Here is a 19,352-nt window from a genome sequence, read left to right on the forward strand (position 1 = left end):
AGTTTAAGGGAAAGAAATTATTATATTTTTTTATCCGCTCATTTTAGAATATTAACAGGAGTTTTGATATCATGCTATTTAGTTTTATTTAAGAGAAACCTTATTAAGTTTCTCTTGATATATTATATGCATAAACTGAAAAATGTGACATAAAATGCAAAGAAAAATTACTTATTGTAGAAAATGGTCTAAATTAACAATAGATTTAAATTCATCAAGTCCAATTCTATCAATATAAGATCCTAATCTCTCTTTACCTTTGGCATTTTCTGAATAAACTCTAACGATTTTATCAACTATGTCTAAAACTTTATCATCAGGTACATTCATTATGAGCCTATTTCCAAGTCTAGGTATTGTACCTCCTTTACCACCGACAAATACTGTCCAACCTTTAGGCATACCCATTAAACCAATATCACGAGTGTGATTATCAGCGCAACTATTAGGACAACCACTTACACCAATTTTAAGTTTATTAGGCAAGTTCATTCCATGATATCTATCATCTAATTCCAATCCTAGTTTAACAGAATCCCTAAATCCTCTTTTGCAAAAAGTAGTACCAGGACAAGTTTTAATGCTTCTAACGCATAATCCTATTGCAGCACCAGGCTTCATTCCTAAATCATTCCAGGCATTATCGATATCTTCTTCTTTTAAACCAACTAAAGCTATACGTTGAGCAGCAGTAACTTTAATTGCACTTACTTTATATTTATCTGCAACATCAGCTAGCTTTCTAAGTTGGTCAGATGAAATTAAACCAGCTGGAATATGAGGTGCAATAGCATAAGTTTCTTTGTCCCTTTGCAATACAGCACCCTTATCTAATAAATCTTTCATATTTTACCTCCATATAAAATTAAAGCTCTTATTCAATATTATTAGTAAAAAATATTATTTTATAAATAAAATAGCATTTTATTTATAAAATAATATTGAAGATTTATTGATAAAGTTAATTTTGATAAATATTTATAATTATTATAAGGGTATAATATTATGGAATAATCTTATAAGAATTGTGCTGTTTTCAAAAGATAGACTATTGTGTTATAATTAATACTAACATTATACTAAATATTAAAAAACAGAAATTAGGAGTGTGGTAAAGGTTGGATTCGACCAGTAGTAATTTGATTCAAATAGTATTATTAGCGATATTATTAGTAGCATCAGGTTTTTTCTCTGCATCAGAGACTGCTTTAATGTCTTTAAGCAAAATAAGGATAAGATACATGAAAGAAGAAGGTATTAAAGGTGCTAAACTAGTAGGCTCTTTAATTGAAGATTCTAATAATCTTTTAACATCTATATTAGTAGGTAACAATGTTGTAAATATAGCTGCAACGTCTATATCAACATCATTATTTTTATCTATATTCCAAGAAAAGGGTGTACCTATAGCAACTGCAGTTATGACTATATTAGTGCTAATATTTGGTGAGATTACTCCTAAAACTATAGCTGTTAATAACACTGAAAAAGTGGCTTTATTAGTTTCAAGACCAATAAAAATTATAATAACTATATTAAAACCAGTAGTATGGATATTTAATATAATAACAAAGGTAATTTTTAAGATTTTAGGAGTTCAAGATAAAGGTATTCAACCTTATATAACAGAGGAAGAGCTAAAGACTATGGTAAATGTTAGCCATGAAGAAGGAGTACTAGAAATTGAAGAAAGAGAAATAATAAATAATGTATTCCAGTTTGGTGACATGCAAGCTAAAGAAGCTATGGTTCAAAGATTAGATATTATAGCTATAAATGTAGAGGATACTTATGATGAAATAATGGATTTATTTAAAAATGAAAAGTTAAGTAGGTTACCTGTATATGAAGAATCAATAGACAATATAATAGGAATTCTTAATATAAAGGATGTAGTCTTCTTAGAAGATGATGAAATTGATAACTTTAATATAAAAGATTATGTAAGAGAAGCTTTTTTCACATATGAGTTTAAGAAAATCACTCAACTTTTAGAAGAGATGAAAAAAGATAAAAGTCAAATGGCAATAGTTGTAGATGAGTATGGGGCAACGGCTGGATTAATAACAATAGAAGACTTAGTTGAAGTAATTGTTGGTGATATAGATGATGAGTATGATGAAGAAGATGAAGAGATACAAGTAATAAAAGAAGATGAATATATAGTTGAAGGAAGCACCAGAATAAGTGATGTTAATGAAATGATAGGAATTAGATTAGAGTCCGAAGAATTTGATTCTATTGGAGGATTTATAATTGGTCACATAGGTCGCATACCTGATGAAAATGAAGTTATTGAATTTGACAATATAAGATTTTGTATAGAAAGTCTTGAAAAGAACAGAATAATGAAGATAAGAATATTCACATAAATAGAATAAAACACTGCATTTAGCAGTGTTTTATTTGTATACTATACTATTAAAAAGTATATAATTTTAAATAAAGGAGATGAGGATATGGAAGTATTAAACAGATATTTTTTGAAAAAATTAAAAAGTAATGCTATTTTTTTTATTATATATAGCTTGTGTTTTATATTTATTTATAAAACATTTCCATATATAGCCCCATTTTTTATTGGACTAGTTATAGCATTAATTATAAATCCAATCTCTCAAAAGCTAAAAGATAAATTACATATTAATAAAGGGATATCGACATTAGTGCTAAGTTTTGTAGGTGTAGCAATTGCAATAGGTATTACTACTATATTAGTTATGTCAGGAACAAGGCAGCTAATAACATTTTTAAATCATATTGATGCAAATTATAATGATATAAACAATATGGTTTCAGCTTTGATTAATCAAGCAAGCGAGTATTTAGAAAGCTTTATGGAAATATCTAACTTTAATTTAGAGGAGGTTATAGGAAAGTATAGCTCTGAGTTAGTTAATATATCTAAAAGTTTCTTGAGTAATATTATTAATTTTGCAAGTTCAATACCGTATATTATCATACTAATTATAACATTATTTATATCAACATATTTTATTGCAAAAGATATAGATAAAATAGAATATTGGTTTTATGATATGTTTACAGATAGTGCTAGAGTTAAAGTTAAGAATATAAAAAAAGAAATTAGATTTTCAATTTTAGGGTATATAAAAGCATATGCAATACTTATGAGTATAACATTTTTAGTTATATGGGGAAGTTTTAGTATATTTGGAGTGCCATATGGATTTATATTAGGTATAATTGGAGGTCTTTTAGATTTGATACCATTCTTAGGTATAGTAGTAATCTTTGTACCTATAATAATTTACAATCTAATAGTGGATAATTATTTTGTAGCAATATCTATAAGTATTGTATTCTTTGTATTATCTATAATAAGACAGATACTCGAACCTAAATTAGTATCTACCCATATAGGTTTAAACCCTTTAGCTACAGTTATTGCTATATTTGTAGGTATTCAGATTAAAGGTATAATAGGTATAATTTTTTGTTTAGGTCTAGTAGCAATGCATGATATATTAAAAAAAGTTGAAATTTTGTAGATAATAGTAAATAATAAATATAAAATTATTAAACATAAGAAAGAAGGCGTTTAGATGAGGGAAAAAGTAACAGAGAGATTTTTAAAATATGTCAAGTTTGATACTACAGCAGATCCTAAAAATCATGCTTGTCCATCAACAGAGGGTCAAAGAGTATTTGCTAAGCATTTAGTTGAAGAATTAAAAGCATTAGGGTTAGAGGATGCTAATGTAGATGAAAATAGTTATGTAATGGCAACATTAAAAGGAAATATAGATAGTGTAGATACAATTGGATTTATATCACATTTAGATACAGCTCCAGATATTACAGGAAAAAATGTTAAGCCAAGAGTTATAAAAAATTATGATGGCAAGGATATAGTTCTAAATGAAGAAAAAAATATAATTACATATGTAAAAGACTATCCAGAATTAAGCAAATTAAAAGGACAGGATATAATTGTAACTGATGGAACAACTTTGTTAGGAGCAGACGACAAGGCTGGTATTACAGCAATTATGACGGCAGTAGAATACTTAATAGATCATCCAGAAGTTAAACATGGAGATATAAAAATAGGATTTACTCCTGATGAGGAAGTTGGTAGAGGTGCAGATTTCTTTGATGTAGAAAAATTTGGTGCAAAATATGCATATACAATAGATGGAGGAATGGAAGGAGAGCTTGAATACGAAAACTTTAATGCAGCAGGTGCAACAATAACTATTCAAGGAAGAAACGTTCATCCAGGATCAGCAAAAAATAAAATGATAAATGCTCTTCATATAGCATGTGAGATAGCAGATTCTTTTCCAAGTAACGAAAGACCAGAAACTACAGAAAATTATGAAGGATTTTACCATTTAAATGATATAAATGGAAGTGTAGAAGAAGCTAGTATGATTTATATAATAAGAGATCATGATAAAGAAAAATTTGAATCTAGAAAAGCTTATATGGTAGATGTTATAGAGAAATTAAATATAAAATACGATAATAGAATAAATTTAGATTTAAAAGATCAATACTATAACATGAAAGAAAAGGTAGAACCAGTTAAGTTTATAGTTGATATTGCAAAAGAATCAATGCAAGAGTTAGGCATAACACCAAATATAGTTCCTATAAGAGGTGGTACGGATGGTGCAAGATTATCATATGAAGGATTGCCTTGTCCTAATATATTTACAGGAGGATTAAACTTCCACAGTAAAAATGAATGTGTTTCTATTGATGCCATAGAGAAATGCTCAAAATTAATAATTAAAATAGCAGAAAATTTTGCAAGTAGATAATAAAGAAAAGGTAGCATATTTTAAGCTACCTTTTTATAATAAACAAATTTAACTATAATTCTATAAATTTACCTGTATTTAAATCTATAAATTTAAAATCTAATTCTAACTCATCTTCACCAGATTCTATTATTTCAATTGTAGCAACTGAATGAGTACCATCTTTTGGAATAGAGGTACTTCCAGGATTTAAAACCATTAGAGACTCATCAAAGTATAATTCTTTAACATGAGTGTGTCCAAGGATTAATATATCTGCGCCCATACTTTTAGCTTTTTTTATAGTTTCTTCTTTAGAGTCAGTATAGCCATGAGTTAATAAGATTCTTAATTCTCCAAATTGACTTATTACATAAGGGCTTTGAATAGGATGGTTAATAACCATTTGATCAACATCAGCTTCACAATTTCCTTTTGTTATAAGTATATTATTCAAGTTATTTAACTTTTCTATTACTCCTTTAGGGTTATAGTCTTTAGGTAAATCATTTCTTGGTCCATGGTAAAGAATATCACCACCATGAAGTAATACATCACAGTCAGATAACGTTTTTATAGACTTCTCAAAATATTCTAAACTTCCATGAGTATCACTCATTACGCCTATTTTCATTGTAATTCCTCCTATGTATATTTAGTAAATTTATAAGAACTTTTCAGATACTCTACTCCAAAATTCATAATTAGACATTCTAAGCAAACTAATTTTAATATCTGATGCAAAAATTTTGATATCTGAAATTTGATTAAATCTATATTCAACTCCATCAACCACTATTAATATAGAATCTTCAAATCTATATTCAGGTGCAATTTTTATAATAGAGTCGATTGAAAAAATTATACTAGATGTAAAACATCTATATGCATTAGTGTTTATTGGATAAAGTGGAGTTAACTGCATTAACTCTATACTAGTATCAACTATACTTCCACCAGCAGCATAATTGTAAGCAGTGGATCCTGTAGGAGTTGAAACTATCATTCCATCGCCACTAAAATTTTGTATATGTCTATCATTAACCTTTAGGTTAAGATGTATAGTCCTTGACTTATCCCCTTTTACAACTACCTCATTAATAGCAAAAACATCACAGCAACTTTTATTGCTACAGACACTAGCCTGAAGAACAGGAACATCTTCTATAACATAATCATGATTTAAATAAGCTTCTATAAACTTGTCTATCTCATTAGGAGATATTTCTGGAAAGAAGCCAAGATGACCAGTATTAATTCCTACAATAGGTACTTCTGGAAAATCAAAATCATGAACTGTCTTTAAGAAAGAACCGTCGCCACCTATTGATATAATAAGTTCTGTGTTGGGATGAAAATCGTAGCATACATCAAATCCTGCATTGATAAGTTTTTCTTTTAATAAACCTCTAGTCTCAATAGATTTATGCACTTGGTTTGAGTTTATAGTTATAATTCTTTTCATCTTTCCACCTCTTTATACTTTGTATTATAACATAATTTAGATATTTCATAGAAAAGATAATAAATTAACATAGTTTTATGCTTTACTCTAATTATCAGAGATGCTTATTATGATAATTAAAACTTAGAAGGAGGATCAAATAGATTATAATCGTAGAAATAGTAGTAGGATTTATAGGTATAACCTTTTATATAATGATTCTAGTTATAAAATTATTATAGTTATATATTAAGTAGTTGAAATATTGTATAAATTTTTATAAAATTAAGAATAATTAGTATATTACAATTGGTTTTATAAAGGAGATGTTAGATTTGGCAATAGAAGAAGTAAGAGAATATTTTAAGCAATTTAATAAAGAAAATGATGTGGTGGAGCATGAAGTATCTAGTGCAACAGTTGAATTAGCAGCGAAGGCTCTTAACGTTATACCTGCAAGAATTGCAAAAACACTTTCTTTTAAAATTAATGATAGTGCGATACTAGTAGTAGCAGCAGGAGATACAAAAATTGATAACAAAAAATTTAAAGCTGAATTTGGATGTAAAGCTAAGATGTTAACTCCAGAAGAAGCATTAGAATTCACGGGACATGCAGTTGGAGGTATTTGTCCATTTGCATTAAAAAATAACATAAGCGTATATTTAGATGAATCAATGAAAAGATTTGAAACGGTGTTTCCAGCAGCAGGAAGTAGTAATTCATCAATAGAGCTTACTTGTGAAGAACTTAGCAAATACTCAAATTGTGCTAAATGGGTTGATGTATGTAAGGGGTATGAAATGAATAGTATGGAATATTAGGTACTTTTTAGAATATGTAGCAAATGTTCCAACTATAAAATTAAAAACTATAATGAAATTTTATTATAAAAGTAGCCTATATAGAAATTTAGATGGGCTACTTTTTTATATCTATTATTTATACATTGTGATTTTTACTACATTAATTATAAACTATATAAAGAAATCTTAAAATGTATTATCTAATATTTAAAAATAGTGTAAAATATATAATGTTATAAAATTTGAGAGTAGGTGTAGACTTGTTTAATAAAAAAGATCAAAAGTATAATTTAATATCATATATAAATGAAGAAGATTTAACCTTAAAAGAGATATTATTAGATAAATTAAATTTCTCAGTAAGATCCCTATCAAAAATGAAAAGAGAAAAATCGGTATTAGTAAATGGAGAATTTAAAAAGCTAAGCTCGAATATAGTAAAGGGAGATTTAATAGAAGTTAGAATAGATGAAGATATGGCTAATTTTGAGCCTCAAGATTTAAATTTAAACATAATATATGATGATTTTGATATAATTATGGTAAATAAGCCGCCTTTTATGGTGGTTCACCCGACTAAAAGTCATTTTGATAAAACTATTGCAAATGGTGTAACTGATTACATAATAAAAAAGAATGAAAAAGTAAAGGTAAGATTTGTAAATAGATTAGATATGAATACCTCTGGTCTTGTTATAGTTGCAAAGAATGCTTATGCTCACCATGTACTATCAAAAGATATGAGTGATGATAAGGTTATTAAAAGATATATAACAGTTGTAAATGGTGTAGTTGAAAATGATGAAGGAACTATAAATCAGCCAATATATAGACCTACTGAAGATAGTATAAAAAGAGTTGTTGATGAAAGAGGTCAAGCATCTGTAACTCATTATAAAGTATTGGAAAGATTAAATAATGCTACAGTTTTAGAGGTAAAACTAGAAACTGGTAGAACACATCAAATAAGAGTTCATATGAATTTTATTGGACATGGTATAATAGGAGATGAGCTATACGGTTATGTGAATGAAGACCTAATAAATAGACAAGCACTTCATGCATATAGCTTAGAATTTATGCAACCAAGAACTAAGGAGATTTTAGAGTTTAAGGCAGAAATTCCAAATGATATGAAGGATTTAATAGAAAAATTAAGATAGAGGTGAGATTATGGTAATACATAAGTTTATAATACATGTACTGGACAAAAATAATGATACTCCAATATTAAATGATTATGAAGGAAGAATAAGTCCTGAAGTAGATAAGTTTTTCCAAAAAGTAATGAATAGAGTAGCTAAGGATGATGACCTAAGAAAAGCAGTTTTCAAAAATTATAATGATAACTTAATAAAAAACTGTTGTGAGCAAATAATATATGATGAAAATACATTTTTACAAAACTCAAAAGAAATAGCAGCATATCTTTTTGATGTAATGAAAATAAATGCAGAAATAGAGTCTTGCGATTTAGCTATATGTTTATATACAGTAAAAGATGAGAAGTATGTTGGAATAGTAAAACTAGACTATAAAAGATTATATACACATTCTATAGAATTACTAGATGAGAAGTTTAATATACAGATGGTAAGTAATGAGATAGGTATACCTGAAACGGGAAGACAAAAACAAGCGGCTATAGTTGGAACAAATGGTATAAATGATGAATATCACTTAAGAGTTTTGGATAAAGATGCTGAAAAAGAAGGAAGTGAATCTAAATTTGTTTCTGAATTTTTAAATGCAAAAAAAGTTGATGATGATAAATATAAAACTAAAGTATTTAAGAATACAGCAGAAAGCTGGATAACTAATGCTTTAAGTAATGATATAAAAAAAGCAGAAGATATAAGAAGTGTACTTAATTATACTTTAAAAGAAAAGCAAGAAATAAATGTTCAAGATTTTATTGAAAGCAATTTAAATGATGATGAGTTAAAAGAAAGTTTTAAAGAGCACTTAGAAGATAAAGGATTAGATGAAAGTTTTAATATAGATAAAAAATGGGTTGAAAAAAAGCTTAAGAAAAGAAGTATAAGAACAGATAATGGATTTGATATAAAAGGTAATTTATCTGATTTTGAAGATCCAATGAAATATAGTGTTAGACAAAATGAAAATGGAACTATAGATATAGTTATAAAAAACGTTAATTTTTATGAAGAAAAATAATAATAAAAAATGCTGGTTCAATTTTGAATCAGCATTTTTTTATTTATAAAACTCTTTTTGCATGTAAGTACACATTATTCCAATAAGTAGTATTTATTTTTACAATTTGAACATTTTGTCCAGGTTTTGGAGAATGAATCATTTCATTATTTCCTATATAAATACCAACATGGCTAACATTACCAGTTCCATTGGTACTTGAGAATATTAAATCTCCAGGCATTAAATCACTTTTACTTATAGTATCGCCAACTTTAGCTTGTTCACTAGAAGTTCTAGGTAATGAAATATTTGCAGCATTCTTATAAACATAGCTAGTAAGACCAGAACAATCAAACGAATCAGGCCCAGTTGCACCCCAAACATAAGGTTTACCTATTTGTTTTTTAGCTAAATCTATAACAGCATCAATCTTATTTGGATTTGTACTGTTTGTAGAATCATTATTTGTATCATCAGAAGGAAGCGTTCCTAAAGTAATATATTGAGAGCTAACCCAACCTGTAGATCCATTAGATAATTCAATCTTATACCACCCATTAGAGGAGCTTAAAATATTAACAACATCGCCTTTGTAAAGTTTACCAATAATAGAGTAGTTTGTACCAGCGCCTTGTCTAACATTTAGAGCAGAAGTATTAACCGTACCTTTTTTATTAATTTCTGTACTATCTTCAGAATCAGAAGGGGTATTAGCAGAATCAGAAGATGAATCATTTAAAGTAATATATTGAGAGCTAACCCAACCTGTAGACCCATTAGATAATTTAATCTTATACCACCCATTAGAGGAGCTTAAAATATTAACAACATCGCCTTTGTAAAGTTTACCAATAATAGAGTAGTTTGTACTAGCACCTTGTCTAACATTAAGTGCAGAAGTATTAACCGTACCTTTTTTATTAGTTACTGTACTATCTTCAGAATCAGAAGGAGTATTAGCAGAATCAGAAGATGAATCATTTAAAGTAATATATTGAGAGCTAACCCAACCTGTAGATCCATTAGATAATTTAATCTTATACCACCCATTAGAGGAACTTAAAATATTAACAACATCGCCTTTGTAAAGTTTACCAATAATAGAGTAGTTTGTACTAGCACCTTGTCTAATATTAAGTGCAGAAGTATTAACCGTACCTTTTTTATTAGTTACTGTACTATCTTCAGAATCAGAAGGAGTATTAGCAGAATCAGAAGATGAATCATTTAAAGTAATATATTGAGAGCTAACCCAACCTGTAGATCCATTAGATAATTCAATCTTATACCATCCATTAGAGGAGCTTAGAATATTAACAACATCGCCTTTGTAAAGTTTACCAATAATAGAATAGTTTGTGCCAGCGCCTTGTCTAATATTAAGTGCAGAAGTATTAACCGTACCATTATTTTGAGAGTTTGCGCTATGATTCGTATCTATATATTGAGAACTAGACCAACCAATTGTACCATTAGAAAGTTTAACTTTATACCAATCATTAGAACTATCTAAAATATCAACTTTATCGCCCTTATAAAGTTTGCCTATAATAGAATGATTTGTACCAGCACCACTTCTAACATTTAAAGCACTGGTGTTAACCACACCTATCTGGGCTGCACTTGCTTCAGAGCTATTTATAGCTAGAACAGCAGAAGTTACAGCTATAGACATAAATAAATTCTTTTTTATCATTTATTATCCTCCTATAAATTATCCAAACATATAATGTAAAAAAATAGAAAATATATTATAAATATAACATTAAAATAATACTGATGTAAATATAGGTAAGTATAAGGCATGTAAATCTTAGTATAAAACTTTAGAATAATTAAGTACAAGCACAGAGTATAAAATATAAGCATATATTATATCATGGAGGAAATATAATAATACATATATAAGGAGGGTATATATGAGCCAAATAAGTGATTTAGTAAGAGGTTTTGATTTTATAGACGATAATCCTATGATAGTTTTTCTGATTTTTGGTGTAATTATATTTTTTGCTCTTTCAAGTAATAATTGTGGTGGATTTTTAGAACAAAATAATGCTTTAATTTGGATTATACTTATAATATTTATTTTATTTTTACTGAATAACAATTGCGATAATGATTATGATTGTTGTTGCGAATAAATAAATTTAAAAATAAGGGATATACTACCTTATTTTTTTTATTATTTTCCAATTATACTACGTAAAAATATTGATAAATGAAAATATATATGATAACATACTAGTATGTTAAAAAAATAATTATCTTATTTTAAGGGGAGATATAGAGTTTTATGCTAATATAAAAAGTTATATTAATATCAAATAAAGCATTAATATAACTTTTATGGTATAATAAAAGTATTGTGCAATAAAACGTTTATAGGATAGAATCCTAAATATATAGGTATGGAGAGATTATAGTGAAACTATACGAAAAAAAACATAAAGAAACGGGAAAAGATTATGCATATAGGGTATTAAAAGACAATATAATGTCTATTGAGTTAAAACCGGGGGATTTACTAAGCGAATCAGATTTATCGCAAAAATTAAATATATCAAGAACTCCAATAAGGGAAGTTTTAATGAGATTAAAATCAGAGCATCTTATAGAAGTTAAGCCTCAGTCAGGAACGTATATATCTTTAATGGATTGGAATTTAATCGAAGAAGCGGTATTTATGAGATATACTTTAGAAAAAGAAGTATTAAGAGAGGCTTGTATAAATTTTCCAGAAAATTTATTGATTGAATTAGAAAAAAATATATTTGCTCAAAGTTTAATTATAAATCAAGAAGATAATGATATAGAATTTCATAAATTAGACAAAGAGTTCCATAAGTTATTATTTTTAGGAACAAATAAAGTTCATATTTGGGATAGTATAACAAGTTTAAGTACTCATTACAATAGAATGAGATTATTATCAGAGATGAACTCTAATAAACAACAAATAGTAGAGCAACATAAAGTATATTTAGAAATGATAAAAAATAAATCTTTAGAAGACTTAGATAAAGTTATAGAATGTCATATAAAATCACCAGTAAAAGATTGGGATTTAATGATAGAAGAAAGAGAAGATCTTAAATCATATATAAAAAACAAAAAGTAGACTGAAAAACTCTTTATCTTAAAATCTATACTTTAAGGTAAAGAGTTTTTGTATATAAAATAAAAAGTTATTTTATTAATATTCATGCAAAAATGAAAAAGATTTCCTAAAAAAATGTTGAATTATTTCTTTTTGTGTGCTAGTATACAAGTATAATAAAAAGTTCTTAGGAGGAGTAAAAATGAAATTACCATTTAGTATTGATTTAAAAGATAAAGTTTGTGTAGTAACAGGTGGAGCAGGAGTGCTTTGCGGTGCTATGGTAGATGCTTTAGCAGCTTGTGGTGCAAAAGTAGCTATACTTTCATTAGGACAAGAGTCTTGCGATAGAAAAGCAGAAGAAGTAAGAGCTAATGGAGGACAAGCAATAGGAATAGATTGTAATGTTTTAGATAAAGAAAGCTTAAAGAGAGCTCATGAAATAATATTAAAAGAATTTGGTCCATGTGACATACTAATAAATGGAGCTGGTGGAAACCATCCTAAAGGAACAACAACTAACGAATACTTATTAGAAGAAGATTTAGCAAATGATGAATTAACAACATTCTTTGACTTAGATCAAAAAGGTGTTGAATTCGTATTCAATTTAAACTACTTAGGAACATTACTTCCATCTCAAGAGTTTGCTAAAGATATGATAAATAGAAAAGGGTGTACAATAATAAATATATCTTCAATGAACGCTTTCACACCATTAACTAAGATACCAGCTTACTCAGGTGCAAAAGCAGCAGTAAGTAACTTTACTCAATGGTTAGCAGTTCATATGTCTAAAGTAGGAATAAGAGTTAATGCAATAGCACCAGGATTCTTTGTAACTGCTCAAAATCAAAAGTTATTATTTAACGAAGATGGAACACCTACTGCAAGAACAGCTAAAATATTAAACAGCACTCCAATGGATAGATTTGGTGAAGCTGATGAATTATTAGGAACTTTACTATACTTAGTAAGTGAAGAAGCTTCAGGATTTGTAAATGGTGTTGTTATACCAGTAGACGGAGCATTCTCAGCTTATTCAGGTGTATAAAAAATAGGGGGATAAAAGGCAATGTTAGAAACTATAAAAAAAGAAGGTATAGTAGCCGTATTAAGAGCTAAAAGTCATGAAGAAGCAAGAGGATATATAGAGGCTTGCTTAAAAGGTGGAGTGAAAGCATTAGAACTTACTTACTCAATACCTAATGTAAATGAACTTATAGCAGAATACAAAGACCACGAAGAAGCAATAATCGGAGTTGGTAGTGTATTAAATGGACAAATGGCAAAAGATTCAATACTTGCTGGAGCAAAATATGTAGTAAGTCCAGGATACAATGAAGAAGTAAATACAGTTTGTCATGAAATGGGTGTTACTTATTTCCCAGGATGTATGACAGTTACAGAAATAATGAATGCCTTAGAAAAAGGTAATAAAATGGTGAAAGTTTTCCCTGGAGATGTATTTGGACCTAAATATGTAAAAGCAGTAAAAGCACCTATACCACATGTTGAAATAATGCCTACTGGTGGTGTTAATATAGACAATGTTGAAGAGTGGTTTAAAATGGGAGTTTCTTGCGTAGGAGTAGGAAGTTCTCTAATAAAAGGTAGCTTAGAAGATATTGAAAAATTAGCTGCTGAATTTGTAGAAAAAATAGCTAAAATAAGAAACTGCTAATAAAATGTTAAAGCTAAATAATAAAAAAATATTAGGTTTTGGCGAAATAATGTTAAGGCTGACTCCTCCTAATAATCAAAAGATATTACAATCAAATTCTTTTGAAGCCGTGTATTCAGGAGGAGAGGCTAATGTAATAGCAAGCCTTTCAATGTTTGGTCATGATACTAAATTTGTTACTAAGCTTCCAGATAATCATTTAGGCCAAAAAGTTTTAAGTAAATTTAGGGGTTACAATGTAGATATAAGTGATATAGTTACTGGAGAAGGTAGATTAGGGATATACTTTTCAGAAATTGGTCACGGATTAAGAAGTACAGAAGTAATATATGATAGAAAATATTCTGCTATATCAATGGCAGATAAAAGTGAGTTTGACATAGATAAAATACTTGATGGTGTTGGTTTTGTACATATGTCTGGAATAACACCTGCATTAAGCAAGAGTTTACGTGAATTCACTATAGATTTTATAAAGGCTTGTAAACAAAGAGGTATACTAGTATCTTATGATTCTAATTTCAGAGCAAAATTATGGTCTTTAGAAGAAGCTAGAGAAGTACTAGAAGAAGTAATGCCTCTTATAGATATAGCATTTTTAGGTCACTTGGATATGATAAATATACTACAATTTGAAGATAAAGGTTTAGAATTTGACGAAAATCTAAATGATCTTTACAGTAGATTATTTGAAAAATATCCAAATCTAAAATATGCAGCATGTACTAAAAGAACAGTAAACTCAATTAATAATAATAGCTTAAAAGGTTATTTATTTGATGGAGAAAGACTTATAGTATCAAATGAGTATAATTTTGATATCTTAGATAGAGTTGGTGGAGGAGATGCCTTCACTGCTGGAGTAATACACGGAATATTAAAAGATATGAATCATGAGGAAATTATTGAATTTGGGATTTGTGCAAGTTCACTAAAACATTCGATATTAGGGGATATAAATATAGTAGACGAACAGACTGTTACTTCATTAATGAAGAATGGTCTACAAAATATAAAAAGATAAAATTTATAATTTGGAGGAAACAGTTATGGAAATGACATTTAGATGGTATGGAAAAGACGATCCTGTTAAAATAGAATACATTCGTCAAATACCAGGAATGAAAGGTATAGTAACAGCAATATACGATATACCAGTAGGAGAGGTTTGGCCTTTAGATAGAATATTAGAGTTAAAGAAAACTGTAGAAGATGCTGGTTTAGAACTTAGCGTTATAGAAAGTGTACCAGTACATGAAGATATAAAATTAGGTTTACCAACTAGAGATAAATATATAGAAAACTACAAGCAAACAATAAGAAACTTAAGTAAAGCTGGAATAAAAACTATATGTTATAACTTTATGCCAGTATTTGACTGGACTCGTTCTGATTTAGAATATGAATTAGAAGATGGATCAACTTGTTTAATATATGACGAAGCTGATGTAGCTAAGATGGATCCAAACTTAGGTGAATTAGAATTACCAGGTTGGGATACTTCATATGGTGAAGGTGGATTAGGTGCATTACTTGATAAATATAAAGATGTAGATGAAGAAAAATTATGGGAAAACTTAGAGTACTTCATAAAGGCTATAATGCCAGTTGCTGAAGAAGAAGAAGTTAAAATGGCTATACATCCAGATGATCCACCATGGGGAATATTTGGATTACCAAGAATAATAACTAATTCTGAGAACTTAGATAGATTCTTAAATTTATATGATAGTTACTACAATGGTGTTACATTATGTACAGGATCATTTGGTGCTAGCAAAACTAATGATGTAGTTGAAATGATAAAACACTTTGGTCAAGAAAGAAATAGAATACATTTCGCACACTTAAGAAATGTTAAAATAACTGGAGACAGTAGTTTCAATGAAGTTGCTCACTTATCAGAAGCTGGATCATTAGATTTCTATGAAATAGTAAAAGCTTACTGTGATTATGACTTTGATGGACCTTTCAGACCAGACCATGGTAGAATGATATGGGGAGAAACTGGAAGACCAGGATACGGATTATATGATAGAGCTTTAGGAGCTGTATATATAAACGGAATACAAGAAGCTATACAAAAAAATAAGAAAAATAAATAATTAAAATTTAAAATATAAATATTGCCAAAATAAAAGCCATTGTTGTAGATAATTCATATCTACAACAATGGCTAGATGCAAATGGAGGGTATTATGAAAAAATTCATGGATAAAGATTTTTTATTACAAACTGAAACTGCAAAAACTTTATATCATAATCACGCAGCTAAAATGCCAATATGTGATTATCACTGTCATTTAAACCCTAAGGAAATAGCAGAGAATAAAAGATACAATAACATAACTGAAATATGGTTAGGTGGAGACCACTACAAGTGGAGAGCAATGAGAAGTTTTGGTATAGAAGAAGAGTATATAACTGGAAATGCAAGCGATTTCGAGAAATTTAAAGCGTTTGCAAAAGCTATGCCATATTTAATAGGAAATCCTATATATCATTGGTCTCACTTAGAATTAAAAGAATACTTTGGAATAGAAGAAACTTTAAGTGAAAAAAATGCTGAAGAAATATGGAATAGATGTAATGCTATAATACAAAGTCCTGATTTTAGTGCAAGAACTATGATAGAAAGATCAAATGTAAAATATATAGGTACAACTGATGATCCAGCTGATAATTTAGAATGGCATATAGCTATTGCTAAGGATGAAAGCTTTGACTGTAAGGTTAGACCAAGCTTTAGACCTGATAAAGCTGTAAAAATAGGTAACGAAGGCTTTGCAGAGTATATAAAAGTATTAGGGGCAACTGAAAATACAGAAATAAAGAATTATGATGATCTTTTAAATGTATTAGAAAAAAGAGTTGAGTTCTTTGTTGAAAATGGATGTTCAATAACTGACCATGGTTTAGATAGAATTTATTTTAGAGATGCAAGCAAAGAAGAAGTAAACGAAATACTTATAAAAGCTTTAAATGGTGAAACTTTAACTCAAGAAGAAATTGAAAAATACTCTACATTAACAATGGTTAACTTAGGTAAGATGTATCACAAGCATGATATGGTTATGCAATTACACGTAGGAGCTCTAAGAAATAACAATACTAGAATGTTTAAAAAACTAGGCGTAGATGTAGGATTTGATAGTATAGATGACGCTGAAGTTGCTATGCCAATGTCTAGATTACTAGATGCTTTAGATTCAGAAGATAAGTTACCAAAAACTATATTATACTGCCTAAATCCAAAAGACAATGAAGTTTTAGGAACAATGATAGGTAACTTCCAAGGTGGAGGAATAGCTGGAAAAATACAATTTGGATCTGGATGGTGGTTTAACGATCAAAAGGATGGAATGGAAAGACAAATGATGGCTTTATCTCAATTAGGGTTAATCAGTCAATTTGTTGGAATGCTTACAGACTCTCGTAGTTTCTTATCATACACTAGACACGAGTATTTTAGAAGAATATTATGTAACTACATAGGTGGACTAGTTGAAAATGGAGAATACCCAGCTGATATGGATTTCTTAGGTGAGATAATAGAAAATATTTGTTATAATAATGCAGTTAAATACTTTAATGTATAAAATAAACTGTTAGAAAAAATATAATAAATAAAAATACTCAAAAAAATACTATTATATTAAATATAGTACAATAGATATGTAAAGAGGAAATATAATCCTTTGTATATATCTATTGTACTTTTTATTTTTTATCCGAAATCATGTATGTAAATATTTTAGAATATTTTCGAAGTTTTATTATTAAATGTTAAAAATTAAACAAAATATTATTTAATAACTAAATCTAAATATACTTTATGATTAGTAATAAATTTATATATAAATAAAATAATAAACTTGTTAATTAGAGTTAAAGTAAATATAATCATATTAATAAAAAATAAATAATAGAGAAAGTCTTTTATTAAGAATGGTGGAGGGACTGGCCCTATGAAACCTGGCAACAGCTGACATAAAGTCAGAATTGTGCTAAATCCTGCAGGATATATTTCCTGAAAGATAAAAGAGCATGCAGTACAAATTTTTGTTGCAATTAATAAAAGGCTTCCTAAAAATAAGGAGGCTTTTTTATGGTTAAAAATTATAATAAAGAAACGATTTGTATAAGAGGAGGATATACTCCTAATGATGGAGATCCAATTTCAGCTCCATTAATACAAAGTACTACATATAAATATGCTGATCCAGATTTATTGGCAGATTTATTTAATTTAAAAGCAGAAGGTCATATATATACTAGAATTAGTAATCCTACAAATGAATATTTTGAAAAAAAACTTTCTAAACTAGAAGGGGGAGTAGGGGCGGTAGCGACTTCATCTGGTCAGTCAGCTATATTATTAGCAGTGTTAAATATTTGTAAAGCTGGAGATAACATAATATCTAGTTCTTCTCTGTATGGGGGAACATTCAATTTATTTAATGTAACTCTAAGGAATTTAGGTATAAATACAACATTTATATCAAAGGATGCTAGCGAAGAAGAAATATTATCATTAATAGATGATAAAACGAAGCTTATATATGGAGAAACTATTGGTAATCCAGGTTTAGATATATTAGATTTTGAAAAATACTCAAGAATTTGTAAAAAATCAGGTATTGCATTTGTAGTTGATAATACACTTCCAAGTCCATATCTATGCAATCCATTCCAATTTGGAGCTAATATTGTAGTACATTCAACATCAAAATATATAGATGGTCACGCAGTTGCACTTGGCGGAGCAATAGTAGATGGAGGTAATTTTAACTGGAACAATGGCAGATATAGTGAGTTAGTAGAACCAGATCCAAGCTATCACGGAATAAGATACTATGACACATTTAAAGAGTTAGCATATATAACTAAGCTTAGAGTATCAATGTTGAGAGATTTAGGAAATACAATGAGTCCGTTCAATGCATTCTTAAGTGACTTAGGCTTAGAAACATTACATTTGAGAATGGCAAAACATAGTGAAAATGCTTTAGCTATAGCTAAGTTTCTACAAAATCATGAAAAAGTAAACTGGGTAAGTTATCCATATTTAGAATCCCAAGGGGACTTTGAGAATGCGAAAAAATATCTTTCTAAAGGAGCAGGAGGGGTACTTACATTTGGAATTAAAGGTGGTATTAAGGAAGCTAAGAAATTTATAAAAGCTTTAAAACTAGTTGATTTAGCAACACATTTAGGTTTCACAAAAACATCTGTACTTCATCCTGGAAGTACTACACATAGTCAATTAACAGAAAAAGAGCAAATTGAATGTGGTGTTAGACCTGATTTGATTAGAGTGTCAGTAGGTATAGAAAATGTTGAGGATTTGATAAGTGATTTTGATCAGGCTTTAGGAAAAAGTAATTAG

At 28.5% G+C, this 19,352-nt stretch carries 18 protein-coding genes and 1 riboswitch; of the genes, 14 read left to right on the forward strand and 4 right to left on the reverse strand.

Annotation, left to right across the window (positions count from 1 at the left end; translation table 11 throughout):
- Positions 1 to 171: 171 nt before the first annotated feature.
- Positions 172 to 846 (reverse strand): NAD(P)/FAD-dependent oxidoreductase, encoded by a 675-nt coding sequence (locus HF520_RS02505; RefSeq protein WP_168572526.1) that lies wholly within the window; start codon positions 844 to 846, stop codon positions 172 to 174.
- Between the two features lie 272 nt (positions 847 to 1,118).
- On the opposite strand from HF520_RS02505, the gene HF520_RS02510 reads away from it, so the two are divergent.
- The 3 genes from HF520_RS02510 to pepT all read left to right on the forward strand — a co-directional run bounded on the left by HF520_RS02510 (position 1,119) and on the right by pepT (position 4,790).
- A complete protein-coding gene (locus tag HF520_RS02510; protein ID WP_243155181.1) occupies positions 1,119 to 2,372 on the forward strand; it encodes a hemolysin family protein in 1,254 nt (417 codons plus the stop codon).
- An 87-nt stretch (positions 2,373 to 2,459) separates the two neighbouring features.
- On the forward strand, positions 2,460 to 3,512 hold the full coding sequence (ytvI, locus tag HF520_RS02515) for a sporulation integral membrane protein YtvI (RefSeq protein ID WP_168572527.1): 1,053 nt from the start codon (positions 2,460 to 2,462) through the stop codon (positions 3,510 to 3,512).
- A gap of 54 nt (positions 3,513 to 3,566) precedes the next feature.
- Positions 3,567 to 4,790 (forward strand): peptidase T, encoded by a 1,224-nt coding sequence (gene pepT / locus HF520_RS02520; RefSeq protein WP_168572528.1) that lies wholly within the window; start codon positions 3,567 to 3,569, stop codon positions 4,788 to 4,790.
- A 52-nt stretch (positions 4,791 to 4,842) separates the two neighbouring features.
- Here the strand turns inward: pepT and yfcE are convergent, their stop codons facing one another.
- On the reverse strand, positions 4,843 to 5,403 hold the full coding sequence (gene yfcE / locus HF520_RS02525; RefSeq protein WP_168572529.1) for a phosphodiesterase: 561 nt from the start codon (positions 5,401 to 5,403) through the stop codon (positions 4,843 to 4,845).
- Between the two features lie 30 nt (positions 5,404 to 5,433).
- Positions 5,434 to 6,234, reverse strand: coding sequence for an NAD(+)/NADH kinase (locus HF520_RS02530; protein WP_168572530.1), 801 nt, complete (start codon positions 6,232 to 6,234; stop codon positions 5,434 to 5,436).
- A 314-nt stretch (positions 6,235 to 6,548) separates the two neighbouring features.
- Between HF520_RS02530 and HF520_RS02535 the strand changes: the two genes are divergently transcribed.
- From HF520_RS02535 to HF520_RS02545, 3 genes are all read left to right on the forward strand, one after another.
- Entirely contained in the window at positions 6,549 to 7,037 is a 489-nt protein-coding gene (locus HF520_RS02535) for a YbaK/EbsC family protein (RefSeq protein WP_168572531.1), read from the forward strand.
- 242 nt (positions 7,038 to 7,279) lie between these two features.
- The gene (locus HF520_RS02540) at positions 7,280 to 8,182 is read left to right on the forward strand and encodes an RluA family pseudouridine synthase (protein WP_168572532.1); all 903 of its coding nucleotides are present in this window, start codon (positions 7,280 to 7,282) and stop codon (positions 8,180 to 8,182) included.
- Positions 8,183 to 8,192: 10 nt separating this feature from the next.
- Positions 8,193 to 9,197 carry a nucleoid-associated protein gene (locus tag HF520_RS02545; protein WP_168572533.1) on the forward strand — a complete coding sequence of 335 codons (1,005 nt, stop codon included), beginning with the start codon at positions 8,193 to 8,195 and terminating at the stop codon, positions 9,195 to 9,197.
- A 43-nt stretch (positions 9,198 to 9,240) separates the two neighbouring features.
- On the opposite strand, the gene HF520_RS02550 is transcribed toward HF520_RS02545, so the two are convergent.
- The gene (locus tag HF520_RS02550; RefSeq protein ID WP_168572534.1) at positions 9,241 to 10,875 is read right to left on the reverse strand and encodes a C40 family peptidase; all 1,635 of its coding nucleotides are present in this window, start codon (positions 10,873 to 10,875) and stop codon (positions 9,241 to 9,243) included.
- Positions 10,876 to 11,098: 223 nt separating this feature from the next.
- Between HF520_RS02550 and HF520_RS02555 the strand changes: the two genes are divergently transcribed.
- The 8 genes from HF520_RS02555 (at position 11,099) to HF520_RS02590 (ending at position 19,352) form a co-directional block, all read left to right on the forward strand.
- Positions 11,099 to 11,323 (forward strand): hypothetical protein, encoded by a 225-nt coding sequence (locus HF520_RS02555; protein ID WP_168572535.1) that lies wholly within the window; start codon positions 11,099 to 11,101, stop codon positions 11,321 to 11,323.
- Between the two features lie 281 nt (positions 11,324 to 11,604).
- A complete protein-coding gene (locus HF520_RS02560) occupies positions 11,605 to 12,300 on the forward strand; it encodes a GntR family transcriptional regulator (protein WP_168572536.1) in 696 nt (231 codons plus the stop codon).
- 181 nt (positions 12,301 to 12,481) lie between these two features.
- Positions 12,482 to 13,333, forward strand: coding sequence for an SDR family oxidoreductase (locus tag HF520_RS02565; RefSeq protein WP_168572537.1), 852 nt, complete (start codon positions 12,482 to 12,484; stop codon positions 13,331 to 13,333).
- Between the two features lie 21 nt (positions 13,334 to 13,354).
- The gene (eda, locus tag HF520_RS02570) at positions 13,355 to 13,963 is read left to right on the forward strand and encodes a bifunctional 4-hydroxy-2-oxoglutarate aldolase/2-dehydro-3-deoxy-phosphogluconate aldolase (protein ID WP_168572538.1); all 609 of its coding nucleotides are present in this window, start codon (positions 13,355 to 13,357) and stop codon (positions 13,961 to 13,963) included.
- 4 nt (positions 13,964 to 13,967) lie between these two features.
- The gene (locus HF520_RS02575) at positions 13,968 to 14,987 is read left to right on the forward strand and encodes a sugar kinase (RefSeq protein WP_168572539.1); all 1,020 of its coding nucleotides are present in this window, start codon (positions 13,968 to 13,970) and stop codon (positions 14,985 to 14,987) included.
- 25 nt (positions 14,988 to 15,012) lie between these two features.
- Entirely contained in the window at positions 15,013 to 16,068 is a 1,056-nt protein-coding gene (gene uxuA / locus HF520_RS02580; protein WP_168572540.1) for a mannonate dehydratase, read from the forward strand.
- 93 nt (positions 16,069 to 16,161) lie between these two features.
- Complete coding sequence (gene uxaC, locus HF520_RS02585) at positions 16,162 to 17,562, forward strand: glucuronate isomerase (RefSeq protein ID WP_168572541.1); 1,401 nt, start codon at positions 16,162 to 16,164, stop codon at positions 17,560 to 17,562.
- A gap of 337 nt (positions 17,563 to 17,899) precedes the next feature.
- Positions 17,900 to 18,007, forward strand: a riboswitch (SAM riboswitch).
- A gap of 64 nt (positions 18,008 to 18,071) precedes the next feature.
- Positions 18,072 to 19,352 carry an O-acetylhomoserine aminocarboxypropyltransferase/cysteine synthase family protein gene (locus HF520_RS02590; RefSeq protein WP_168572542.1) on the forward strand — a complete coding sequence of 427 codons (1,281 nt, stop codon included), beginning with the start codon at positions 18,072 to 18,074 and terminating at the stop codon, positions 19,350 to 19,352.

The sequence above is a fragment of the Romboutsia sp. CE17 genome (assembly GCF_012317385.1).
In the GTDB taxonomy this organism is placed as follows: domain Bacteria; phylum Bacillota; class Clostridia; order Peptostreptococcales; family Peptostreptococcaceae; genus Romboutsia_E.